The sequence below is a fragment of the Oceanimonas sp. CAM02 genome, assembly GCF_032842915.1.
In the GTDB taxonomy this organism is placed as follows: domain Bacteria; phylum Pseudomonadota; class Gammaproteobacteria; order Enterobacterales; family Aeromonadaceae; genus Oceanimonas; species Oceanimonas smirnovii.
Genome location: NZ_JAWJBK010000018.1, coordinates 18,458 through 41,424 on the forward strand (window position 1 = coordinate 18,458; position 22,967 = coordinate 41,424).

20 protein-coding genes are annotated in these 22,967 nt (G+C 55.9%); 10 read left to right on the forward strand and 10 right to left on the reverse strand.

What is annotated here, in order from left to right; translation table 11 throughout:
* Positions 1–10 precede the first annotated feature (10 nt).
* From R0I78_RS05410 to R0I78_RS05425, 4 genes are all read right to left on the reverse strand, one after another.
* Positions 11–733, reverse strand: a complete 723-nt coding sequence (locus R0I78_RS05410) for a hypothetical protein (protein WP_317074602.1) — start codon at positions 731–733, stop codon at positions 11–13.
* A gap of 7 nt (positions 734–740) precedes the next feature.
* Positions 741–1,511, reverse strand: coding sequence for a C39 family peptidase (locus R0I78_RS05415; RefSeq protein WP_317074603.1), 771 nt, complete (start codon positions 1,509–1,511; stop codon positions 741–743).
* On the reverse strand, positions 1,486–2,682 hold the full coding sequence (locus R0I78_RS05420) for a hypothetical protein (RefSeq protein ID WP_317074604.1): 1,197 nt from the start codon (positions 2,680–2,682) through the stop codon (positions 1,486–1,488). The genes R0I78_RS05415 and R0I78_RS05420 overlap by 26 nt, the downstream gene beginning before the upstream one ends.
* A gap of 63 nt (positions 2,683–2,745) precedes the next feature.
* Entirely contained in the window at positions 2,746–3,393 is a 648-nt protein-coding gene (locus tag R0I78_RS05425; RefSeq protein ID WP_317074605.1) for a hypothetical protein, read from the reverse strand.
* A 389-nt stretch (positions 3,394–3,782) separates the two neighbouring features.
* On the opposite strand from R0I78_RS05425, the gene R0I78_RS05430 reads away from it, so the two are divergent.
* The 10 genes from R0I78_RS05430 to birA all read left to right on the forward strand — a co-directional run bounded on the left by R0I78_RS05430 (position 3,783) and on the right by birA (position 14,757).
* A complete protein-coding gene (locus R0I78_RS05430; RefSeq protein ID WP_317074606.1) occupies positions 3,783–5,135 on the forward strand; it encodes a sigma-54 dependent transcriptional regulator in 1,353 nt (450 codons plus the stop codon).
* Between the two features lie 128 nt (positions 5,136–5,263).
* On the forward strand, positions 5,264–6,703 hold the full coding sequence (locus tag R0I78_RS05435) for a sensor histidine kinase (protein ID WP_317074607.1): 1,440 nt from the start codon (positions 5,264–5,266) through the stop codon (positions 6,701–6,703).
* Entirely contained in the window at positions 6,696–7,193 is a 498-nt protein-coding gene (locus tag R0I78_RS05440; RefSeq protein ID WP_317074608.1) for a hypothetical protein, read from the forward strand. The genes R0I78_RS05435 and R0I78_RS05440 overlap by 8 nt, the downstream gene beginning before the upstream one ends.
* A complete protein-coding gene (locus tag R0I78_RS05445; RefSeq protein WP_317074609.1) occupies positions 7,190–8,530 on the forward strand; it encodes a sigma 54-interacting transcriptional regulator in 1,341 nt (446 codons plus the stop codon). Before R0I78_RS05440 ends, R0I78_RS05445 begins: the two co-directional genes overlap by 4 nt.
* A 59-nt stretch (positions 8,531–8,589) precedes the next feature.
* Positions 8,590–9,606, forward strand: coding sequence for a protein-methionine-sulfoxide reductase catalytic subunit MsrP (gene msrP, locus R0I78_RS05450; RefSeq protein ID WP_317074610.1), 1,017 nt, complete (start codon positions 8,590–8,592; stop codon positions 9,604–9,606).
* Entirely contained in the window at positions 9,606–10,202 is a 597-nt protein-coding gene (locus R0I78_RS05455) for a protein-methionine-sulfoxide reductase heme-binding subunit MsrQ (protein WP_317074611.1), read from the forward strand. The genes msrP and R0I78_RS05455 overlap by 1 nt, the downstream gene beginning before the upstream one ends.
* A gap of 69 nt (positions 10,203–10,271) precedes the next feature.
* Positions 10,272–10,733: a hypothetical protein gene (locus R0I78_RS05460; protein WP_317074612.1), complete on the forward strand. Its 462-nt coding sequence runs from the start codon at positions 10,272–10,274 to the stop codon at positions 10,731–10,733.
* 34 nt (positions 10,734–10,767) lie between these two features.
* Positions 10,768–12,684, forward strand: coding sequence for a DNA topoisomerase III (locus R0I78_RS05465; RefSeq protein ID WP_317074613.1), 1,917 nt, complete (start codon positions 10,768–10,770; stop codon positions 12,682–12,684).
* Between the two features lie 94 nt (positions 12,685–12,778).
* The gene (gene murB / locus R0I78_RS05470; protein WP_317074614.1) at positions 12,779–13,807 is read left to right on the forward strand and encodes a UDP-N-acetylmuramate dehydrogenase; all 1,029 of its coding nucleotides are present in this window, start codon (positions 12,779–12,781) and stop codon (positions 13,805–13,807) included.
* The gene (gene birA, locus R0I78_RS05475; RefSeq protein WP_317074615.1) at positions 13,795–14,757 is read left to right on the forward strand and encodes a bifunctional biotin--[acetyl-CoA-carboxylase] ligase/biotin operon repressor BirA; all 963 of its coding nucleotides are present in this window, start codon (positions 13,795–13,797) and stop codon (positions 14,755–14,757) included. Before murB ends, birA begins: the two co-directional genes overlap by 13 nt.
* On the opposite strand, the gene R0I78_RS05480 is transcribed toward birA, so the two are convergent.
* From R0I78_RS05480 to ppc, 6 genes are all read right to left on the reverse strand, one after another.
* Positions 14,754–15,827, reverse strand: coding sequence for a DUF1513 domain-containing protein (locus R0I78_RS05480; protein ID WP_317074616.1), 1,074 nt, complete (start codon positions 15,825–15,827; stop codon positions 14,754–14,756). The two genes, birA and R0I78_RS05480, sit on opposite strands and share 4 nt — an antisense overlap.
* Positions 15,827–16,825 (reverse strand): imelysin family protein, encoded by a 999-nt coding sequence (locus R0I78_RS05485; protein WP_317074617.1) that lies wholly within the window; start codon positions 16,823–16,825, stop codon positions 15,827–15,829. Before R0I78_RS05485 ends, R0I78_RS05480 begins: the two co-directional genes overlap by 1 nt.
* On the reverse strand, positions 16,822–18,207 hold the full coding sequence (locus R0I78_RS05490; RefSeq protein WP_317074618.1) for a di-heme oxidoredictase family protein: 1,386 nt from the start codon (positions 18,205–18,207) through the stop codon (positions 16,822–16,824). Before R0I78_RS05490 ends, R0I78_RS05485 begins: the two co-directional genes overlap by 4 nt.
* A gap of 61 nt (positions 18,208–18,268) precedes the next feature.
* Complete coding sequence (locus R0I78_RS05495) at positions 18,269–19,528, reverse strand: imelysin family protein (RefSeq protein WP_317074619.1); 1,260 nt, start codon at positions 19,526–19,528, stop codon at positions 18,269–18,271.
* Between the two features lie 89 nt (positions 19,529–19,617).
* Complete coding sequence (gene ybaK, locus R0I78_RS05500) at positions 19,618–20,079, reverse strand: Cys-tRNA(Pro) deacylase (protein ID WP_317074620.1); 462 nt, start codon at positions 20,077–20,079, stop codon at positions 19,618–19,620.
* Positions 20,080–20,321: 242 nt separating this feature from the next.
* Positions 20,322–22,943 carry a phosphoenolpyruvate carboxylase gene (gene ppc, locus R0I78_RS05505; protein WP_317074621.1) on the reverse strand — a complete coding sequence of 874 codons (2,622 nt, stop codon included), beginning with the start codon at positions 22,941–22,943 and terminating at the stop codon, positions 20,322–20,324.
* Positions 22,944–22,967: the final 24 nt, after the last annotated feature.

The window sequence follows — 22,967 nt, forward strand, 5'->3', positions numbered from 1 at the left end:
GTTGGTTTAATTATTTGAACCCTATCGGTAGTTGCTGGCGTAACGTGTTTGCAATGCTCGCATAGGGACCCAGGCCGTCGCCCATATAAATTTTGGCCTGATTAGAAAGTAGCTGATGATTATCTTCTATGCGAAATTGTTGGACAAAACCTTGATTACCAGTAGCATTTCTCAGCATCTGGCGAGCCACGGTCTGACCATTGCCAGAAGTAACCGCCATTCCTATGGTCGAAGGTGTGAACTCAAACTGCATCATGCCATCAGGAAGATTTATCTGGTACTGCCCCTGAGAGATCGGGCTACCTTTCTGAGGCATATAACCCGGTTGAAAGCTGAAGTCGTTAACTCCTGTGTTTGCATCACCGGCAATTTGTGCCAGCTGCACAAGACCGCTGCCGTTGGGCACACTGTCACTTATGCCTCCATCAGATGGATCTGGCTCTTGGTTACCATATAAATTGACCCCGACGCTCGGGCCTGAACGATTAAAGTTAACGTTCAGCTGCATGCCGCTGGTGATCATGCTTCCCATGGGTCCGGAAATAGTTGTGACAAACTCAATCCCAAAATAATGAGACTTATTAGCTGCTATAAACTTTCCTCGCTGTGCATCCAGAATATCATCACCGAGAAGAATACCTGTCCCATTGTTGTTAAAGGGAGAGGGAATTTCGTTTGCCTGGCTGATACCAACCACTGAGGTCAGTGCCAGGAAGCCTGCTACCCATTTCATGGTAACCTCACAACAAGTCTTTATAGTTGAATCCAAACTCCATCAGTGCCGCATCAGATACAGGAACAAAGCGGTTATCTCTGCCTCGGGCAGTTAGTGGAGGTGCGGGGTTGGCGAGAATAGAGTATTTATCATAGTCTTTACCAATAATGGCTAAGACAATATTGTTCCATCCAGCAAGAAACTCATCCATTTCTACTATTTTGTTACCTAATGCCGGGTCTGCAAGATAAACTCTGTTTTCACTATCAACCTTTTTAATGACAACAAAGTGCTGGAAACCTTTTATATCAAGTAGTACAATGGAGGGTATTTTAAGCTTGACTATCTCTTTGTCTTTTATTTTAAAACCTTTAGCTTCCATGCCAAGCATCTCAACATAATTTTTCATATCGAGCATAGAAAAACCAAATTGTGCTACTTGGTCAGGGTTTGCCATGGCCAACATACCATCCAATACCCATTTCTCATTAGTGTGCATATTATAGGAATACTTTAATATGGTTGCTACCGATGCAGCTCCACAGCTGAAATCAGTTTGCTGTTTTACGACACCAAGGAATTTTCTGTCAGCTATGCTGACTACTTTTTTACTTGATGTGCCAATGCCCGGAACAGTGCCGGTCATATCAATACTGGATGCATGGGAAGGTATAGATAACAAAACCCCAATTAGCAAATATGATTTAAGCACCTTTATACCCTCCCTGAAAAATAAAAAGGCTCCGGTGTTAACCGGAGCCATAATTGCGTTAGAAGTTGCCAACGCTAAGTGCAAGGTTGTTGCTTTGCAGGTTATTAGTGCCTGCGGTAACGTTTACGCCAATATTGCCTGATGATCCATTAAGGGAACCACCACTCAATACAGCATTATTTACGTTAGTTCTGCCAACTACTGTTTTATAAGTAATCAGCTCTCCAGAGAGCGTAACTTCTCCCAGATCAACTGTGCCAGACTCTTCGAATTTGAAGTGACTTTCTACTCCATTGTCTCGTGGGCTATTAGCTGCTGAACTACCGGGAGTGCCGTCAAAGTCAAGATGACCTATATAATTGTCTCCGTCCGGGTGATTCTGGCTAGGACGATTGATAGGGCCAAGCCAGATTTCAGGATAAACATTATTACTTTGTTCACTTTCACCCTGATAACTGCCGGATACATTTCCGCGCATAGTCAAGCTGACTTTTCTTGCGACATCTTCTTCCAGTAAAGTTTTGTTAACAGTAGTATTGCCAGTAGCAAACTGTTTGTTGTCCACAGTTGCCATGGCCATCTGGGCGTCTTTACCATAAGATACCGCAAAGTTATTAGCCTGAACGTTACTGTTACCGGCCGCAACGTTTACACCAAGGTTGCCGCTGTTTTCTGACAGGCTGCCACCATTAATAACCGCATCGTTATGGTTACCGTAGTTGAGAGTGGCATTGCCACTGGCTACCTGTGCGGAGCTTATTTCTGCATCAACCGCAGCACCCTTATCATCGAAAATCGGGAACAAGCCTCTACCTTGAGCAACGGATTCCCCGCCTACAGGGTCTGCTTCACTATCACCGAGTACCGTAATGGCTGCATTGTTGGCCTGAACGTTATTGTCACCAGAGGACATGTTAATGCCTACGTTACCAGCCAGGTCACTGGCTGTGCCTTCACCTCCCAATTTTGAATTGTTAGTGTTGCGGAAGTTGTTAATGGCTGAACCTTCCTGTCCAGCATTTGCATTGTTATTGGTAGAGTTTTGATAGCTGTCAATGGCAGCCATGCCCAGTTTATTCACACCTATTGCACCATAAACCCAGGCACTACCTCCAAAATCAATATCAGCAGAAACATCTATTTCTTTATAGATATCCATGCCGGTATCTTTTCCTTTTCCGCTTTCAGCGTTTGCATAACCACTGATACCGAGTATCACTATGGCAGCTACAGGTGCTAAAGTAAGCTTTTTCATTGTCTCTCTCCTTGAAAGCAATTAACTTTCTTTACCGTCTACTGATGCAGTAAAGTATCGGCATTATCTAACAGGAGCCGATATTCTGTTTACTGCGACATTGCCGTTGCCGGCAATCTGGTTTAACTGAATGGCACCGGAAGAGCCCTTCAGAGAATTTTGGCTTAACCTCACGTTTTTAATGGAATTGTCTGATTCAGCAGGTGTGGAACTTTCTGAGTGAGTATTTATTCCAATCAGAAGTTCATTGCTGACAATGGCATTCTTTCCAAATGCTATCGCCATTGAATTTAGCTGGGAATTTCCTCCGCCTGCTACTTGATTGACAGAAATAAGGCCGTGGCTGTTGTTTAGTGAGTTTTTGTGTATTTCTACTAAAGCACCGGAGCTACTCTCAGTCAAAGTTCTGTTATGAGTGTAGGAGCGAATTGATGAGCTGGCGTGATCATCAGCGGAAATTGACTTCAAGTTCACTTGAATATTGTTGTCTCCGGCAGCCATATTCAAACCCAACGAGCCCTTAATGCTATTTAGGGAGTTGCTTTCCAGGATGCTGGAATTAAGATGGGTGTCTGCAAAAGTCAAACAAGGCTGTGCCAAGCTCAGTGCAACAAATAGAGCAGGTTTAACCAAAAAACAGGTTCTGGACCGATGCCTTAAAATTTTTAGCACGTATTTCACGGTGCCGGACTTTTCCAATGTCACATTCATTGTCTTGCCTCAAATACAAAACAAGAAAATCTCCGGGTTTAAGTTTTGTTAACTTTTAGCTCTTCTCTAAGTGCCCAAGTTGCCCGAAGCTCCTGCATCTAGATAAGCCAGAAGTGTGCCAATGTGTAAATTTGATAAAAATCAAAGACTTACTTTTTTCTCATTACTTTTCTGGTCTCAGTTGTGAGTCAGCGCTTTATTTTTTGTCTTTTTTTTCAATGAGTTATATTGACTTTGATATGACGGCATCTTCTTATTTTCAAGAAAATAAGTAATTCAGTTATGCTTTCTTGATTTTTTATAACGTAAGGTTTTAAATTCAATGTTTGATACAAAGTAATCTAAGATTAGTTATCAGCTCGGATGGCTAAAGCAAGCAGGGAGCAATAATGGAGAACAAAATACGGCATGCAGGAAGACTGTTTATTCATCACAAGGATGAGTATTTTATAAATGAAATCAAAAGGATGGGTTGGGATGTGATTGACAGGCATAGCCTTTATTCAGGCTCGATGCAGGATGTCGCAGATGCTCTGGTTGGTGTCATTGAGATTAATGATAGCTCAAGCATAGACTCAATAGAATCTTTTATACGTACGCATAATGAGATTTTCTGGATTGCGGTGATCAAAGAAGCTCTGCTCAGAAGACAGGATGTGAAGATGCTTCTTAAAAGTTATTTTTATGATTTTCATACATCACCGCCAGACTATACGCGGCTTAAGTTCATTATTGGCCATGCGATGGGCATGGCGAGGCTCTGTGATTTCAAGCGGCAGCAAGTAAGCACCACTGCAACGCCACACAAACCGACAGAACTGATACTGGGTAACAGTACCTGCCTACAGCTTCTGAGAAGTCAGATTCAACGTTTATCGGAATGTCGTTTACCAGTTCTGATAACTGGAGAAAGTGGTACCGGCAAGGAGCTGGTGGCTAGACAACTGCATGAGTCATCTTCTTGTTCAAGGGGTCCTTTCATTCCGGTCAACTGTGGTGCCTTGCCCGCGCAGCTTATACATTCTGAGCTGTTTGGTCATGAGAAAGGGGCATTTACTGGTGCGAGCCAGCGTAAAATCGGAAAGCTGGAGGCAGCAAATAATGGCTCTTTGTTACTTGATGAAATCGGTGACCTGCCGCTGGAGGAACAGGTTAGTCTGTTACGCTTTTTACAGGAGAAAACCATTGAAAGAGTAGGATCAAATCAGTCTATACAGCTTGATGTCCGCATTATTGCAGCAACACATGTTGATCTTGAGCTGGCAGTTAAAAAAGATAAATTTAGAGACGATCTCTACTTCAGGCTCAATGTCATTCGTTTACGTGTGCCGCCACTTCGTGAGCGTGGAGATGATATCTTGCTGTTAGCAAGGCATTTTCTTGACCAGCAGCTCGAGAGTATGTCTTCCTGCCCTGTGCTTGCATTCTCTGAGCAGGCTGAAATTGCAATGCTTCAGCATGACTGGCCCGGTAATGTGAGGGAGCTTCTTAACAGGGTTCAGCGTGCCAGTGTAATGACGACAGGGCGTTATATTCAACCTCAAGATCTGGAGCTGGGTTGCCCGGGTTCAGGCAAGAAAGATGACAGAGTATGCCTCAGGGTGGTGCGTGAAACCGCTGAACGTGAAGCATTGGCCAAAGCTCTTAATGAGACAAACGGTAAAATCAGTAAAATGACTGAAAAGCTTAAAGTTTCACGAGCCACTCTTTATCGGTTGCTGGATAAGCACAGCCTGCTCTGAAGATATCTTGACAATACAAGAATCAAACGGCCGCCTCAGTGCGGCCGTTTATCATTATCTGCTCAGCCTTTAGCGCTGATTTTGTTATTCTGGCCTGCTTATCACCAGCATTAAGGAGCAAGAAGCGAATGTCAAAAGCGGCCAGGGGATTTGCACCCCGTTCATTACTGCGCTTGGTTCTTATCGCTTTTATCCTGGTATTGCTGCCGCTTATTTTGCTGGTCATTCAGAACAGCCGCACCCTGGAACAGGTTAACCGGCTGGCGGAAGAGGGCATACAGAGTGCGGTTATCGACACGCGCCGCGCCTCGGACATGAATGATCTGGCGCTGGATATGGAAAGGGCCATTCGGCGCTATGCGGTGCTGGAAGTGCCGGATCTGCGGCTGCATTATCTGCGGCTGCTGGAGCGTTATCGTATTGAGATGGAAGCACTGCTGAAGGTGGTGGATGCCGGTGAGCTGGATGCGTCACTGCGGGACCAGCTGATAGAGCTGGTGGACCTGGCTCAGGCCAGCGGTGCCGACATTCGTGAACGGGTAGGCATTTTTGATCTGTTCAGTCAGGCCAATGTAGAGCTGGACCGGCTGGCCCGGGAGCAGATTGATGTGCGTATCAGCCGCATTCGCGAGCAGGTGGCGGAAGTGCGCCGGCGCATGTGGCTGCTGAGCGGTGGTCTGGGTGGTGCCAGTCTGGTGCTGGCGCTGCTGTTTACCTATCTGATTATTCGCCCGGTACGTCAGCTTGAAAAACGTATTCTGGGGCTGGGAGACGGCATGGCACCCGATGAGCGTCCCATCAGTGGCCCCGCCGAGCTGGTGGAGCTGGGCGAGCGGCTGCGCTGGCTGCATTACCGGCTGAGAGAGCTGGAAGCCCAGAAATTGCAGTTTTTACGGCATTTATCCCATGAGCTGAAAACCCCCCTGGCCAGTCTCAGGGAAGGGGCCGACTTGCTGGCGGAAAAAGTGACCGGCCCGCTGACTGCTGAGCAGGAGGAAATTTGTGAGCTGCTGGTAGATAACAGCTACCGGCTGCAGGGCCTGATTGAGCAGCTGCTGGACTATAACCGCATTCAGCAGGTGCAGGTCTATCATCAGCCGGTGGAACTGAAACCGCTGCTGGATGAAAGCCTGGATGCGCATCGCCTTGCCATCGAAAACAAGGGCATGACAGTACAGCTGGAGCTGGATGATGAGCAGCCTCTGGCCGATAATCACCGGCTGCGGCTGGTGCTGGAAAATCTGATTTCCAATGCGGTTAACTACGGCGATAAAAACGGCAATATTCACATTTATACCCGAGCCTGTGAGCAGGAGTATGTGCTCAGTGTGGCCAACACCGGTCAGTCCATTCCCGAGGCGGACAGAGAGCGTATTTTTGAGCCTTTTGTGCAGGGTAGTCAGGAGCGCAAAGGCGTGCTGAAGGGCTCTGGCATCGGGCTCAGTATTGCCCGTGAGTCGGCCATCAGTATGGGTGGCCGGCTGACACTGGATTCTACCAAAACCGGGTGGGTTCGATTTGAACTGGGTCTGCCCTTACATGAGAGCAAGGAACCAAACCATGACTAAATTTCTGGTCTCCGGCGTGCTGGCACTGTTCCTTACCGGCTGCAGCAGCACCGGACTTTTCTCCTTTGGAGAGGAACAGATGCCCAAGATGCTGGAAGGCAGCAGCCATGATGATTTGATGTACTGGCTGGAGTTGTCGCATAACATAGTGCAAAGTGCTGAAGCCGAGCGCCTGAATGAAATCAAGCAGCTGCAGCAGTCACCCGCCCAGGATGAACTGGTGCTGGCACTCTGGCTCAGTCACCCCAAGGCCAACCTGGCTCAGCGTCAGCAGGCGCAGCAGCTGTTTGCCAGGGCGCTGCCCGGCGTTAACACTCGTCTGCAGCAGTTTTTTGCCATTCATCAGAGCTACAATCGAGAGATGATTACCTTTAACCGGGTGATCACCGACCGCCAGCAGCAGATTAATGTACTCACCCAAAAACTGAATGAGCTGGCCACCATTGATGAGCAAATCAGTGAACGGCGTTATCAGGGAGGTGAACAATGACCCGCAAGGCCCGCATTCTGCTGGTGGATGATGACGCCAGCTTGCTGAAATTGCTGGGATTAAGGCTGCGCAGTGAAGGCTTTGAAGTTGCGACGGCCACCTCTGGTGCCGAAGCGCTGGAATGGCTGGAGCAACACAGGCCCGAGCTGGTGCTCAGTGATTTGCGTATGGACGGCATGGACGGCCTGGCACTGTTTGATCGCATTCAGCACAAGCATGTGGGGCTGCCGGTGGTGATTATGACTGCCCATGGCTCCATTACCGATGCCGTGTCGGCTACTCGTTCCGGTGTGTTTGGCTTTCTCACCAAGCCGATTGATAAAGAAGCCCTGCGTCAGACTATTAACGAGGCGCTGGCGGTGTCTTTGCCGGCTTTTGAAGACGACTGGCAGCACGACATGCTGACCCGCAGCCCGGCCATGACCGGCGTGCTGGAGCAGGCCCGGCGCATTGCTCCGCTGGATATCAGCGTGCTGATCACAGGTCCGGCAGGGGCCGGGAAGGAGCTGATGGCGCGCACGCTGCACAAGGCCAGCCCGCGGCGGGATCACCCCTTTATGGTGCTGAACTGTGGCTCCCTGACCGAGCCTTTGCTGGAGTCGGAGCTGTTCGGCCATGTGCGCGGTGCCTTTGACGGGGCCGATGCCGACTACTCGGGGGCATTAATTAATGCTCATGGCGGCACCTTGCTGCTGGAAGAAGTGGATGAACTGCCGGTCCGGCTGCAGGCGCGGCTGCTGCGCGCCATGGAGCAGCAGGAAGTGCGCCCCAGGGGCAGTGAGCGCAGCATTACCACTGATGTGCGGGTGCTCTCGGCCACCAGCCGTGACATGGTGGATGCCATGGAGCAGGAGCGCTTTCGGGAGGATCTGTTCTACCGGCTGAACGTGGTGAATCTGGCACTGCCGGCGCTGAAAGAGCGTCCGGAAGATATTCCGCTGCTGGCCCGGCATTTTCTGGAGCAAATTCGCCAGCGCCAGACCACTCAGGTGACCGGCTTTGCCCCCGAGGCGCTGTCGTTACTGGCGGCGGCCCACTGGCCGGGCAATGTGCGCGAGCTGCGCAATCTGGTCGAGCAGGCGGTGGCCATGGCGTCGGCACCGGTGATCAGTGCCCAGCTGGTAGAAAGCATTCTGTCTGCCAGTGATGAGCAGTTTCCTACCTTTAATGAAGCCCGGGCCGAGTTTGAGCGAATGTACCTTAACAAGATACTGCGCATGACCGATGGCAACGTCACCCAGGCGGCGGGGCTGGCCGGGCGCAACCGTACCGATTTTTACAAACTGCTCAGCCGCCATGGCATAGAAGCCGGTACCTTTAAGCGCAAGAGCAGCTGACGAAAGTTTTTTCCGCGTATCATGCTCTTTGTATACAAGTTTCGTCTGCAGGAGTATTCATGTTAATCAGGGTTCGCAAAAAGTCTGAGCTGAAAGAGCATCAGGTTACCCCGGAAGCCATCTATAAGCAGCGCCGTCGCATTGTACAGGGGCTGGGGCTGGGTGCAGCCGCGCTCAGTCTGCCCGCCGGTGCCAATGTGCTCAGCAACCTGCTGGGCAAAGACGAGCCGGCCGCCGTCAGTGATTTTGGCCGCAAGCCACTGGTGTTCAGCCAGCCTGATGCTTACCAGCCGGCGCTGACGCCCACCGCCGAACAGGTGGCCACCAGCTATAACAATTTTTTTGAATTCGGTACCGACAAATCGGATCCGGTGCGGTTCGCTCAAGGGCTCAAAACCGAGCCCTGGACCATTGAAATTGACGGCGAAGTAGAAAAGCCCCAGACCATAGATGTGTGGGCCTGGATGGAAAAACAACAGCTGGAAGAGCGCATTTATCGCCACCGCTGTGTAGAAGCCTGGTCCATGGTCATTCCCTGGCTGGGGGTGCCTCTGGCCAGCATTATCAAGGCGGCCAACCCTACTTCCAAAGCCAAATACGTGGCCTTTGAAACCCTGTACGACCCCGAGCAGATGCGCGGCCAGGCCTCCCGCTATGTGGGCGGCGGCATTGATTACCCCTATGTAGAAGGGCTGCGTATGGATGAAGCCATGCACCCGCTCAGCATGCTGGTGGTGGGTATGTATGGCAAAACCCTGCCTAATCAGAACGGTGCACCGGTGCGGCTGGTAGTACCCTGGAAATATGGCTTTAAAGGTATCAAGTCAATTGTGCGCATCAGCCTCACCGAGCACGAGCCACCCAGCACCTGGAACAAGCTGGCTTCTTACGAATATGGCTTTTATGCCAACGTAAACCCCAACGTGGATCATCCGCGCTGGAGCCAGGCCAGTGAGCGCGCCATTGGTGCCGGCGGCCTGTTTGGCAGCGAGCGCAAACCCACGTTAATGTTTAACGGCTATGAAGAAGAAGTGGCCTCACTGTATGCCGGCATGGATTTGAGGAAGTTCTACTGATGCGACTGGATGCCACTCTCCTGCGCCGGTTGCGGGTGCTGGTGCATGGGCTGGCGGTGTTGCCGCTGCTGTGGCTGCCCTGGGGCTTTTCCGCGGGTTATTTCAGTGCCGATCCGGTGCCCGAGCTGCTGCATTATCTGGGTATCTGGGCGTTGCGCCTGCTGCTGTTAACCCTGTGCATTGCGCCCCTGGCCAGGCGTTTTCGCCTTGGGGCTCTGGTGCGGCTGCGCCGGGCGGTGGGGCTGTGGGCCTTTGCCTATGCCAGCCTGCACCTGCTGGCCTGGATGCTGCTGGACCTGCAGCTGGCCTGGGGCCTGATTGGAGAAGAAATTATCAAGCGCGGCTTTATTACGCTGGGCATGGCCGCCTGGCTGGTGTTGCTGCTGCAGGCCATTACCTCCACTCAAGGCTGGCAGCGCCGGCTGGGCAAGCGTTGGCAAATTCTGCACAACTGGATTTATCCGGCGGTGATAGTGGTGTGCATCCACTTCTGGTGGTCGGTCAAGTCCGGCTGGATAGAGCCCTTTATCTACTTGCTGGTGGGACTGTTTCTGCTGTCGCTGCGGCGGGAACGGCTGACCCGGCTGTTTCGCTGAGCCGGTGCTGCGTGCGCGGTTTTCCGTTACACTGGCGGCAATGACTATATTGCCGCCATGGAGTAACCGATGGACGATCAACTGTGGGCTGTATGCTACCTCGATGAAGGCATTGCCTTGTCCGTTATCAGCCGCAAAGAAACCCGCTGCCAGTGGCTGGCCGGCGAGAACCAGGCCAGAGAATTTATTCTTACCGATTATCTGCACCATGTGGCCGAGCTGGGCGAGCTGGATCCGGATCAGCACCTTGCCGCCCGGGAGCGCTTTGAACTGCTGATGATGCAGTTTCCTGATCCTCAGGTGCTTACCGAATACCTCAACGATCTCACCACCGGCCTGACCCGCATTGTCTGGTTCGGGCCGCTCGCTGCGCTGGCCGAAGACTATTCCGACTTTGCCCTGGCCCTGCGTGCCCACTACTGGGACGAATATGGCGAAGACGACGAAGACCCGGTAACGCCGGTGCCCGAGGCCGACTGGCCCTATCTGGTAGAAGCCATGGACGACTTTTTGCTGAGCGAGGAATACTGAGTTGCTGGCAGCGTGCTGATCCGGGAGAAAGCGGGTGATTCTTTATATTGCTGAAAAGCCAAGCGTGGGCCGGGCCGTGGCCGATGTGCTGCCCAAGCCGCACCAGAAAGGCGACGGTTACATTAAAACCGCCAACGGTGATGTGGTGACCTGGTGCATTGGCCACCTGCTGGAGCAGGCCGAGCCGGAAGCATACGATCCTGAGTTTAAAAAATGGCGGCGTGAGCACCTGCCCATTGTGCCCCAGGAATGGAAGCATGTGGTAAAGCCCGCCACCAAAAAGCAGTTTACTGTAGTAAAAAAGCTGATAAAAGACGCGGACGTGCTGGTAAATATGGGCGATCCGGATCGGGTGGGGCAAATTCTGGTTGATGAAATCATCAATTACTGCGGAGTGCCGAAAGCCAAGCGCGAAGCCGCTCAGCGTTGTCTGATCAGCGACATGAACCCCGATGCCATTAAGCGCGCGCTGAATAACCTGCGGCAAAATACCGACTTTATTCCTCTGGCTACCTCGGCCCTGGCCAGAGCCCGGGCCGACTGGCTTTATGGCATTAACATGACCCGTCTGTGCACTCTGCAGGGGCAGGCATCGGGCTATCAGGGGGTGCTCTCGGTGGGGCGGGTGCAAACACCGGTGCTGGGGCTGGTGGTAAACCGGGATCTGGAAATAGAAAACTTTGTTTCCAGGCCCTTCTATGAAGTGTTTATCGATCTCAAAACAGAAAAGGATCAGACTTACACTGCAAAGTGGAAGCCCAGCCCGGCCTGTGCGCCCTATATGGACGAAGACGGCCGGGTATTGTTAAAAAAGCTGGCCGAAACCGTGCTGACAAAAGTGGTGGGCCAGCCAGGCACAGTGATGGCCGTGACCGAAGAGCGTAAAAAACAGGCACCGCCTTTGCCTTATAACCTGTCTGCGCTGCAGATAGACGCCTCCAGACGGTTTAACCTGAACGCACAGAAAACCCTGGATATCTGCCAGCAGCTGTATGAAAGGCACAAGCTCATTACCTACCCCCGTTCCGACTGCCGCTATTTGCCCCAGGGCCACTACCACGACAAACGGACAGTAACGGCGGCCATTGCCAGCACCTGCGCCGCCCTTGGGGCAGCAGTAGATAATGCCGATCTTTCTGTTAAGTCAAAGGCATGGAACGACAGCAAGGTAGGTGCGCACCATGCCATTATTCCCACCAGCCGGGGAGTGGATGGCAGTCGCTTGTCATCTGATGAGCAAAATATCTATGAACTGGTAGCCCGGCAATATCTGATGCAGTTTTACCCGCATTTTCAGTATCAGGAAAAGCAGATTGATACTGAAGTTGGCGGCGGCACCTTTATCAGCAGGCAAAAAGAAGTGGTGGATAAAGGCTGGAAAGCGTTGTTGCCCGAGCGTAAATCCAGCAACGACGATGACGAATTTTCTGCGATAAAATTGCCCGATGTAGTCAAGGGAGAAGGGGTTTTGTGTGTGGATGGCCGGCTGGATGAAAAACAAACCTCACCGCCCCGGCACTTTACCGATGCCACCCTGCTCGCCGCCATGACCGGCATTGCCAGATATGTGACCGATACCGAGATTAAAAAAGTGCTCAGAGACACAGACGGCCTGGGCACAGAGGCCACCCGGGCCGGCATTATCGAGCTGCTGTTCAAGCGTGACTTTCTGACCAAAAAAGGCAAAGAAATCCATGCCACCGACGTAGGCCGCCGGCTTATTCAGTCGTTGCCGCAAGCCATGGTGTTGCCCGATATGACCGCCCACTGGGAAGCGCAGCTGGAAGCCATTTCTGAAAAGCGCATGAACTATGGCCAGTTTATGCAGCCCATGCTGCAAGGCCTTGGCACTCTCATTCAGCAAGTGGAGCAAATCCGCTTTGACGGCCTTAAAGGGCTGGGCAAGGCCCCGCGCAAATTCCGGCCACGCAAAAAAGCCAGAACCAGGTAAAGCCGACCACGGATGGCGCACAGCGCTGCACTTTGGTTAACCCTTGCGGCGTCTTGGGGTACACTGCAGCGGCATTTTTTCAGGATTTTACACCATGCCGAGCAACGCCCATTCCCTTTTGCCCTTTAATACCTTTGGCCTGGCTCAGAGCGCCAATAACATAGTGACGCTGCACCACAGAGATCAGCTGGCGGAGCTGGCCGAGCATGCCGGTCCGCGGCTGATGGTGGGCGAGGGCTCCAACCTGCTGTTTACCGCGCCTTTTGAGGGGCAGGTGGTGGTAAACCGGCTCAAGGGCATTCACGTCAGCGATGCCGGTGATGCCTGGCGGCTGACGGTGCAGGGCGGGGAAAACTGGCACCAGCTGGTGTGCTACTGCCTGGAGCACCATATGCCCGGGCTGGAAAACCTGGCGCTGATCCCCGGTACTGTGGGGGCGGCCCCCATTCAGAATATTGGTGCCTATGGCGTTGAGCTGTCCCGCTTTTGTGAGCAAGTAGAAAGTTACCACTGGCACAGCGGCGAGACGCACCTCTGGTCTGCACAAGACTGCGCTTTTGGTTATCGCGACAGCGTGTTCAAGCATGCTGCCAAAGGGCAGCTGATTGTCTCGGTAACGCTGTTGCTGCCCAAGGTCTGGCAGCCGGTGCTGGGTTATGGTCCGTTGGTGCAGCTGGGTGAGCAGGCCACGGCACAGCAAATTTTTGAGCAAGTATGTGCCACCCGCCGGGCCAAGCTGCCCAACCCCGCCGAGCTTGGCAATGCCGGCAGCTTTTTTAAAAACCCCAAGGTTATTCCGGCCCAGGCCGAGGCGCTGAAGCTGGCCTGGCCCGAGCTGCCGGTGTATCCGGCCGAAAACGGGCTGGTCAAGCTGGCTGCCGGCTGGCTTATCGACAAGGCGGGGCTGAAGGGCACTGCGGTGGGTGGCGCGGCTGTACATGAGCAGCAGGCGCTGGTGCTGGTGAACCGTGGCGGGGCCAGCAGTGAGGATATTTTGCGGCTTGCCGCTTTGGTGCGAGACAGAGTGGCTCAGCAGTTTGGTGTGCAGCTGGAGCCTGAAGTGCGCATGATTGGCCCTCATGGTGAAACCCATCTGGACGAGGCGCTGTCATGGCTGAACTGACGCCACTACGTGAGGCGCTGTTGCGCCACCTGGCTGATGGCCAGTTTCATTCCGGCGAACAGCTGGGCGACGCCCTGAGCATCAGCCGGGCGGCGGTCAGCAAGCATGTGCAGGCACTTAAAAGCCTGGGGCTGGATATTTACAGCGTGAGCGGCAAGGGCTACCGGCTGGCAGTGCCGCTGCAACTGCTGGACGCGGGCCGGCTCAGCCGGGAGCTGGCACCGGCACGGGTAGAGGTGGTGCCGGTCATCGGCTCCACCAACCAATATTGGCTGGAGCAGACAGAGCAGCTGAACAAGGGCGATCTCTGTTTGGCAGAATGTCAGACCTCGGGCCGTGGCCGCCGTGGCCGCAGCTGGATCTCGCCCTTTGGTGGTCAGCTGGTCATGAGCATGTACTGGCGGCTGGAGCAGGGCATGGCGGCTGCCATGGGGCTCAGTCTGGTGGTGGGCATTGCGGTGGTGGAAGCGCTTGAACGCGCCGGCTTTGGCGGTGTGGCACTGAAGTGGCCCAACGATCTGTATCTTAATGGCCGCAAGCTGGCGGGCATATTGGTGGAAATGTCCGGCACCGCCGGTGGTCCCTGTCATCTGGTTATTGGCATGGGGCTGAATATGGTGCTGCCCCAGAGTGAGCAGGATAAAATTACCCAGCCCTGGGCCGAGCTGGCGGAGCTGGGTAACATTACCGATCGCAACGGCCTGGTGGTTGCGCTGGCCACGGCCTGGCAGCAGGCGCTGGTGCACTTTGAGCAGGAAGGCATTGCCGGCTTTCGCGAGCGCTGGAACCGGCTGGATTATTTTAACGGCAAGCCGGTGCGGGTGCTGATGGGCGAGCTGCAGGTGCACGGCACCGCCCGGGGTATAGATGAACAGGGCGCTCTGCTGCTGGAGCTGGAAAACGGTGACATCAAACGCTATCTGGGCGGAGAAATTTCCCTGCGCGGCTAGCCAATCAGTGACCAGTGGTTATCCCATTGCCAGGGAGAGTAGAAGCGGGTTTCTTCACCCTGCGCATTGAGTTGGCTGATGCCGCCCATGCCACTGCCCAGCCAGATGTCGCCGTTACTGGCCGAGGCACCCGAAGCATCGGGCAGGGGCGCAATGCGAATCAGCTCACCGCTGTGTCTGTGCCACAGGCCATAGCAGTTGCCCGGAGGGGAAGTGGCGGCAATATGGTCATTGGTCACCGCAATACTGGCGATGTAGTGATTGAAGCGGGCCCAGTCCAGGGGCTCGCCACCCAGCGGCTGCAGTGCCTGGCCCCGGCGGTGGCGCACTATCAGCGGCGGATAATCGTCGGGGTTGCCGCGATATTGCTGGCCGGTAAAGACTTCGCCGTCGTGAGTGACCGCCAGATGGCGAATGGACAGGTGTTTATCCACCAGACTGCGTTGCTCCAGAATATCGCCATTGGCAGCCTTCAGATAACACAGGCTGGGATGCATGGTGTCCAGGTTTAATGGTTCCCGGCCCTGCGTGTGCACGCCGCCCACGCCCACCACCAGGTTGCCGTCGGGCAGCCGGCAAATTTCATGGGGGCCCAGACCAAAGCCCGAGAACTCATCCACCTTGGTCAGCCGTTCTTCCTCAAGCTCATAAACACCGATAATGCCCTCACTGGTGCTGCGCATGCCTTCGGTGGTGTACAGCAGCCGGCCGTCGGCGCTGAACACGCCGTGGCCGTAATAGTGGCGCTCGGGATCGGCATCGCGCAGCTGCAGCAGTGTGCCCTGTTCATGGTTGAACAGCGCCAGGTAAGCCCCGGGGCGGCGGGCATGGCACACCGCCAGCGGCAGAAACGGATGCGCCGCCATGCCATGGCCCCGGGCCGGCAGTGGCAGCTCATAGCGCAGGCTGCCATCCAGGTTCAGCGCCTGTACCACATAACGGTTGCCGTCCCGGCGGCCGCCGCCCACCAGATAGCGGCGCGGACCAGCGGGCAGGGCACAGCCCGCCAGTCCCAGACTGCACAGTACGCCGGCGGCAGACAGCCCCTTTAAAAATTGCCGGCGCTGCATCAGTCACCGTCCGTGGCATTAAAGCCAAGGCTGATCCCCAGTGCCTCGGGCAGGCGCAGTTTGAGCTTGCTGCCCAGGCGATCAAAGGAGAGCTTAAAGCGCAGCAGGGCGGCGTAGTTATCGCCTTGCAGCCAGTGGGCCAGGCTGTCGCCTTCGGGCAGGTGAGCCAGAGTATCGGCAAAGGCGTCGTCCAGCTCGGCGATCAGCGCGGTTTGCCGGCTTTGCTCAAGGTAAGTGCGAATGCCACCCTGCTGATATTCCCGCTGCAGGCTTTGCAGGCTGGTGCGCATAAAGTGCAGCGACTGCTCGCTGCGCCAGGCTTCGGCAAACAGCGGGCGGGGGTGCTCAACCGTGTTCAGAGGCAGATCCAGCTTTTTCTCGATGCGATCAAAACGATGGGCGAGCTGGCCGAGTATTTGGACCAGCACCACCTTGTCGCCGCCCTGAACCGTCATCTGCTCCAGTTGCTGCTGGTAATGAGACGGATTGTTCCAGGCCAGCTGCAGCCGTTCGCTGTTTGCTACCAGCTGGTCGTTCACTCTGGGCAGCAGGCGGCAGCGCTGTGCCTGAGTGAGATCTTCATAGAGCAGGTATTCCACCGCCCCAAGAGTAATGCTGGCCCCCTTGAGCTGGCCGGGCTGGTTCAGCTGGCTGGCCAGCTGGCGGCCCGTGGTGTCTTTTTTATCGGGCCACAGCTGAAAGGCGTAACTCAGGCCGGCGGCATCCAGCGGGCCGCCGCTCTGGCCCTGATGGGCGGTCCAGGCGGCAAAGGCCTGCTGCCATTGTTGCTGTACGGCACTCAGCGTCTGCTCACCGGCGCAATAGGCCTGGCTGCTTTGCTGCAGCCGGGTCAGGCCATAAGCCAGCTCGTCGGCCTGCTGGCGCATCAGCTTAAGGTGGGCTCCGGTGAGTTGCGACAGGGCCGGATTGGCCGGTGGCTGGCTCTGGCAGGCGGCCAGCAAGCTCAGGGCGGCAAGGGGTAACAGGCGCAGCATCATAATGACTCCAGAAAGGCGATAAGTTGTTCACGTTCTTGGGCGCTGGCGGCCAGCACCCGGTTACGGGCCGCCTCGGCCTCGCCGCCGTGCCAGATCACGGCTTCCAGCGGAGTGCGGGCGCGGCCGTCGTGCAGATAGCGGGCGGGCTCACCAGCCACTTCATCGGCATAGCCAAGGCCCCACAGCGGCGGTGTGCGCCACTCCCGGCCACTGGCAGCAAACTCGGGGCGGTTATCGGCCAGATCTTCCCCCATGTCGTGCAGCAGCAGATCCGTGTAGGGATAAATGGTCTGGCCGCTCAGCGCCGGGCTTTCATGCTCACCGGTGGTGTAAGACGGCGTGTGGCAGCCGGCACAGCCCAGCGCCAGAAACAGTTGCTCGCCGGCCTGTACCTTTGGATCGTTCAGATTGCGCCGGGCGGGCACGGCCAGATGCTGGCTGTAGAAGGTGACGGAATCGAGAATATCGTCACTGACTTCGGGCTTGCCGCCGTCGGGGTATTGCCCGCAGTTTTGCGCGGCGGTGCAGTCATCCCCCGGCACCAGGTTGGAGGTTAAGCCCATATCACCGGCAAAGGCGCTGGCATTTTGCTGGCGCAGGCTGGGCTGACCGGCCTTCCAGCCAAAGCGGCCCACCACGGTTTGTTCGAGCCTGTTGCTCCACACTCGGTTGGCGTGGCCGCGAATGCCGTCGTTGTTTGCATCGTTAATATCTTCCCGGGCCAGCAGACTGGCTTCGGGAATGGCTTCCAGCAGGCCCAGGCCAATCATGGGCGGCGCAATACGGACCGAGGTGAGCAGCTCATTACCGGGCGCGCCGTAGCCCGGGTTTTTTATGGTCAGGTGCGGGCGGCGCAGCGCCAGGGTGCTGCCATCGTTAAAGCGCACGGTTTCGGGCGTGTAGCGAATGGCTACCTTGCCCTCGGGAACGGCACCGGGAATGGCCATGTCCTGCAGCTGGCCGCCATAGACCGGATGGGGCACCACCCCAAGGGTTTGCAGATAGGCTATGTGCTGCTCGCTGTCATTGGCGGGAACAGACAGCCGCACCAGCATGCTCACCGCATTGTCACCGTCAAAGGTGGGCGGGTGGCCGCGGCCGTCTTTAACGTGGCAGCTCTGGCAGGCGTTGGTGTTGAACAAGGGGCCCAGGCCGTCGCGGGCATCTGTGGTGGCCGGGGCGGCAACCCAGGGATTGCGAAAGAAACTGTTGCCCACGGAAAAGTCGAGGCGTTTGTCAAAGCTCAGGTTGGAGGCGGGCATGGAAAAGGCGTTGGCACCGGTTTTGGTGGTGCTGGTGTCGCCGCCGGGTTTGGCAGGGTTGGCCTGAATGCTCAGGCTGCAGAGGGTGCCAAGCAGTAATGCGGTGAGTCGAAATAACATAAAGACTCCAGAGTAAAAGGGCCGTGCATTGCCGGCCCTGTTGTTATTGTTGTTACTGCACTCAGAATTCGTGATCGGCGGTATCCGGGTTCAGGTTGTTGATGCCAAGGGTGTTGGCGGCCAGTTCAATGGCACGGGTCTGCTCCACCAGCGCGCTGATGGCGTTTTCCACCAGCTGGTTACCTTGCGGATTGTCGGAGGCGATCAGCTGATCAAAGTGCACCTTGTTTACCTCGGCGGATTGTACCAGCTGATATACCGCCTGCTCACTGGTGCGGAACTGATCGCCGATTTGGGTGGCAGTCTTGCCATCCTGCTGGGCCACCAGCTGCAGCAGAGACGGGCCCTGCAGTGTGCTGCCGTCAATGCGCTGATATTCCCCGAACATCAGGTTGCTGATGCCTTTCTCGTTGTAGTAGTGAGAGTGGTGAGTGTTGTCGGAGAAGCAGTCGTGCTCGTCTTCCACCGAGTTGGCCACCAGCGCCACCTTCATGCGTTCACCGGCCAGCTCACCCAAAGACAGGGAGCCCATGCCGAACAGCATGCGGCGCAGGCCTTCTTCCGCCGGCAGGGCGGTCAGCTCGGCGCGGTAGTTATCCTGGTCTGGCTGCCACTGGCCGGCCATGTATTGCAGATCCTGAATAAGCAGGGTGCTTGCGGCCTGCAGGTAGTCGCGGCGGCGGTCACAGTTGCCGTGGGTGCAGTCTGCGCCCAGAGCATAGTCGGTCCAGGGGCGTTCACCGGCGCCGGCGCTGGTCCCGTTCAGATCCTGACCCCACAGCAAAAATTCAATGGCGTGATAGCCGGAGGCCACGTTGGCTTCGGAGCCGGCCAGTTCGTTCAGGCTGGCCAGCAGCTCGGGGGTGATCTCGGATACGTTCAGCAGCTCACCGCCCACCTGCAGCTGGGTGTTGGCAATAATGTTGGCGGTGGCACCCGGGTTGCCCAGTTCGTGCTGATAGCCGGGGGCGACATAGTCGATCAGGCCTTCATCCAGCGGCCAGGCGTTCAGCTGGCCTTCCCAGTCGTCCACAATGGGGTTGCCGAAGCGGAATACTTCCGACTGCTGATAGGGCACCCGGGCAGCCAGCCAGGCGGTGCGGGCGGCATTCAGGCTTTGTTCACTGGGGTTGGCCAGCAGCTCGGCAATGGCCTTGTCCAGATCCTGCGCGGCGATTAAGGCGTCGCTGTAAACGGCATGAGCGATATCGGCGTAATGCTCGACAACCTGATCCTGGGTAACGGCGGGTGTGCTGGTCTGGGCACAGGCGCTCAGCAGGCCGCCAATGGCGGCAGCAAGGGCAAGCTTGCGTAATTGCATCTGTTTATCCTTATGAGGTTGCGAATTATTTGTATTGACAGGGGATTTTAACGGTAGCTCATGCAGAAAAACAATGAATAATTGGGTGACTATTCCGCGATTTGCGCGCAGGCAGCGTTAAGTAAACGTGCAATTTCTGCGGCGGAAATACCCACCGACAGCCCCCGCTTACCGCCGGATACCAGCACGGTATCGTGCTCTTGTGCCGAGGCATCAAGCACAGTGACCAGGCGCTTTTTCTGGGCAAAGGGGCTGATGCCTCCCACTTTAAAACCGGTCAGCCGTTCGGCCTTTTGCGGTGGCATCATCTCCAGCTTTTTCACACCGGCCGCCTTGGCCAGTCGCTTCAGGTTCACCTTGCCCGACGAGGGCACCAGCGCCACCACGGCACCCTGTTCTCCTTCCGTCAGCAGGGTTTTGAACACGCGCGCCAGCGGCACCCCCAGCTGTTCAGCGGCGTGCGCGCCAAAGTCATCCTGCGCCGTGCAGTCATACTGGTACAGGGTAAAGGCGGCCTTTTGTTTTTCCAGAAACACAATGGCGGGGGTCATGGGGTCAGTCCGGTGGCTTTAAAAGAAAGGAAAATTATGCAGATAAAAACAGCGGTAAGCTATAAGCCGGAAAAAAATAGGGCTGGGGGCTGTAGGCCCGAATTTATTCGGGCAAATGCGTTCACATGCTACATCGTTGCCCCGTTGAAACGGGGCCTGCAAAAATTGCAGGCACAATTGCGTGCCTGCAATCACCGCCGAGCTACTTATTATAGCTGACAGCTTAAAGCTTACGGCTGGGTTTAACCGGTGTTACGCATACCTGCGGCAATACCCGCTATGGTCACCATCAGCGCCTGATCCAGCACGGGGTGAATGTCACCCTGCTCCCGGGAGCGCTTGAGCAGCTCGGCCTGCAGCACGTTGAGCGGATCCGTGTAGGGGTTGCGCAGCTTGATCGATTCCTGAATCCAGGGTTCGCTGGCCAGCAGCTCGGATTTTTCTTTCAGCTTCAGCACCAGCTCGGTGCTGGCGCGCAGCTCGTCCCGCAGTGTTTTGCCCAGGGCTTTCAGCTCGTCGGGCACCAGCACGCTGTCGTAGTAGGCGGCCAGGCCGAGATCGGCCTTGAGGAACACCATTTCCAGCATGTCGAGGCGGGCGCGGAAAAAGGGCCATCCCTGATTCATGGCATGCAGGGTGGCTTCGTGGCCGTCTGCCATGACCTTTTCCAGCCCCTTGTGGGCCCCCAGCCAGGCAGGCAACATCAGCCGGTTCTGGGTCCAGGCAAAAATCCAGGGAATGGCGCGCAGGCTTTCTACACCGCCGTTGGGCTTGCGTTTGGCCGGACGAGAGCCCAGTGGCAGCTTGCCCAGCTCCAGCTCGGGAGTGGCGGCACGAAAGTAGGGCACAAAGTCGGGCTCACCGCGAATAAGCGAACGATAATGGGCGCAGGATACTTCCGCCATGGTGTTCATCAGCTCGCGCCACTCGGGCTTTGGCTCCGGCGGCGGCAGCAGGTTGGCTTCCAGCACGGCGCTGGCATAGAGTGCCAGGCTGTCGATGGCCACTTGCGGCAGACCGAATTTAAAGCGGATCATTTCGCCCTGCTCGGTGACCCGCAAACCGCCAATGGTAGAGCCCGGCGGCTGAGCCAGAATGGCCTGACGGGCCGGACCGCCGCCCCGGCCCAGGCTACCGCCGCGACCGTGGAACAAAGTGAGGGTGACCTTTTCCCGTTCGCTGATGGCCACCAGTTTTTCCATGGCGCTGTACTGGGCCCAGCCGGCGGCCAGCATGCCGGCATCTTTGGCGGAGTCGGAATAGCCAATCATGACGTACTGACGGCCCTGCATATAGCCGCGATACCAGGGCTGCTGATACAGCCGCTCAATCACGGCGGCACCCTGATTCAGGTCATCCAGGGTTTCAAACAGCGGCGCTATGGGCATGGCAAAGTTCACACCGCACTCTTTCAGCAGCAGTTGTACCGCCAGCACATCCGATGGCTCACCGGCCATGGAGATGATGTAAATACCAAAGGCATCCTGCGGATGGCGGGAAATCACCCGGCAGGTGTCCAGGGTTTCCTGCGTGTCGGCTGAAGGCTGCCATTGCCGGGGCAGCAGGGGCCGGCGGGAGTTGAGTTCATTGAGCAAAAATGCCTGCTTGTCGGCTTCGCTCCATTCGCCATAGTCACCCAGGCCCAGGTAGCGGGTAAGTTCCGCCAGCGCCTGAGCGTGGCGCTCACCGTCCTGGCGAATATCGAGTTTGAGCAGATGAATGCCAAAACAGGCGACCTTGCGGATCACATCCAGCAGCAGACCGTCTGCAATTTTGCCCAGGCCGCATTGCTGCAGCGAGCGGTAGCACAGCTCCAGCGGCTGGCGCAGCTGCTCGGTGTCGGTGATCAGATCCCTGGCATCGGTATTCTGGCCCTGCACCCGGGCGTTGAGGTGCAGCAGGGTCTCGCGCAAGTCTTCCCGCAGCTGGCGCAGCACCGCCCGGTAGGGCTCGTTGCTGTCGCCGCTGGCGGCGCGCAGCTCGGTGCTGGCATCCGACATTGACAGCTCGGAAACCAGCTCCTGAATGTCATTGAGGAACAGCGAGCTGGCCATCCAGCGCCCCAGCAGCAGCACTTCTTCAGTTACCCTGGCGGTGACAAAGGGGTTGCCGTCCCGGTCGCCACCCATCCAGGAGGTGAATCGTACCGGTGCCGCATTCAGTGGCAGACGTTCACCCAGCTCGCGCTCCATGCGCTGATCCAGCTGGCGCAAAAAGCGGGGCAGGGCAGGCCAGAGGCTGTTTTCAATCACCGCAAAGCCCCACTTGGCTTCATCTACCGGTGTTGGCCGCTGCGAGCGGATTTCATTACTGTGCCAGGCCTGAGTGATCAGCTGGTCGATACGGGCCAGCAGCTCGGTTTTTTCATCTTCCGGCAGATCCAGCTCCATGGCGGCCAGACAGTCATTGAGCTGTACATGTTTGTGAATAAAAGTGCGGCGGGTCACTTCCGTGGGATGAGCTGTCAGCACCAGATCAATATCCAGATTGGCCACGGCATCGCGAATATCCGCCTGGCTGACATTGGCACCTTTCAGGCGGGCAAATACCTCGTCCAGGGGGTTGGGGCCGGCATCTTTCCGGTAACCCCGGGAAATGGTGTGAAATTGCTCGGCCACGTTGGCCAGGTTAAGAAACTGGCTGAAGGCGCGGGCCACGGGCAGCAGCTCGTCATCACTCAGTTGCTTGAGGGTCGTCAGCAGCCGCTGCTGATCGTTATCGTTGCCCTGACGCGCCGACTTGGCCAGCTGGCGAATGGTTTCTATTTTGTCGAGGAAGGCCTGTCCGTGATGATCCCGAATGGCATCGCCCAGCAACTGCCCCAGCAGACCCACATTGGCCCTGAGTGCCGCATGATTATCCATATTCGCCTCTTTTGTTGATTTATT

Bases quoted from the DNA above. Each gene is read 5' to 3' on its own strand.
- R0I78_RS05440 (WP_317074608.1), top strand. From the start codon at position 6,696: ATGACTAAATTTCTGGTCTCCGGCGTGCTGGCACTGTTCCTTACCGGC.
- R0I78_RS05420 (WP_317074604.1), bottom strand. From the start codon at position 2,682: ATGAAAAAGCTTACTTTAGCACCTGTAGCTGCCATAGTGATACTCGGT.
- R0I78_RS05425 (WP_317074605.1), bottom strand. From the start codon at position 3,393: ATGAATGTGACATTGGAAAAGTCCGGCACCGTGAAATACGTGCTAAAA.
- birA (WP_317074615.1), top strand. From the start codon at position 13,795: ATGGCTGAACTGACGCCACTACGTGAGGCGCTGTTGCGCCACCTGGCT.
- R0I78_RS05480 (WP_317074616.1), bottom strand. From the start codon at position 15,827: ATGCAGCGCCGGCAATTTTTAAAGGGGCTGTCTGCCGCCGGCGTACTG.
- R0I78_RS05410 (WP_317074602.1), bottom strand. From the start codon at position 733: ATGAAATGGGTAGCAGGCTTCCTGGCACTGACCTCAGTGGTTGGTATC.
- R0I78_RS05445 (WP_317074609.1), top strand. From the start codon at position 7,190: ATGACCCGCAAGGCCCGCATTCTGCTGGTGGATGATGACGCCAGCTTG.
- R0I78_RS05460 (WP_317074612.1), top strand. From the start codon at position 10,272: ATGGACGATCAACTGTGGGCTGTATGCTACCTCGATGAAGGCATTGCC.
- murB (WP_317074614.1), top strand. From the start codon at position 12,779: ATGCCGAGCAACGCCCATTCCCTTTTGCCCTTTAATACCTTTGGCCTG.
- R0I78_RS05435 (WP_317074607.1), top strand. From the start codon at position 5,264: ATGTCAAAAGCGGCCAGGGGATTTGCACCCCGTTCATTACTGCGCTTG.
- ybaK (WP_317074620.1), bottom strand. From the start codon at position 20,079: ATGACCCCCGCCATTGTGTTTCTGGAAAAACAAAAGGCCGCCTTTACC.
- R0I78_RS05490 (WP_317074618.1), bottom strand. From the start codon at position 18,207: ATGTTATTTCGACTCACCGCATTACTGCTTGGCACCCTCTGCAGCCTG.
- R0I78_RS05485 (WP_317074617.1), bottom strand. From the start codon at position 16,825: ATGATGCTGCGCCTGTTACCCCTTGCCGCCCTGAGCTTGCTGGCCGCC.
- msrP (WP_317074610.1), top strand. From the start codon at position 8,590: ATGTTAATCAGGGTTCGCAAAAAGTCTGAGCTGAAAGAGCATCAGGTT.
- R0I78_RS05455 (WP_317074611.1), top strand. From the start codon at position 9,606: ATGCGACTGGATGCCACTCTCCTGCGCCGGTTGCGGGTGCTGGTGCAT.
- R0I78_RS05430 (WP_317074606.1), top strand. From the start codon at position 3,783: ATGGAGAACAAAATACGGCATGCAGGAAGACTGTTTATTCATCACAAG.
- R0I78_RS05495 (WP_317074619.1), bottom strand. From the start codon at position 19,528: ATGCAATTACGCAAGCTTGCCCTTGCTGCCGCCATTGGCGGCCTGCTG.
- ppc (WP_317074621.1), bottom strand. From the start codon at position 22,943: ATGGATAATCATGCGGCACTCAGGGCCAATGTGGGTCTGCTGGGGCAG.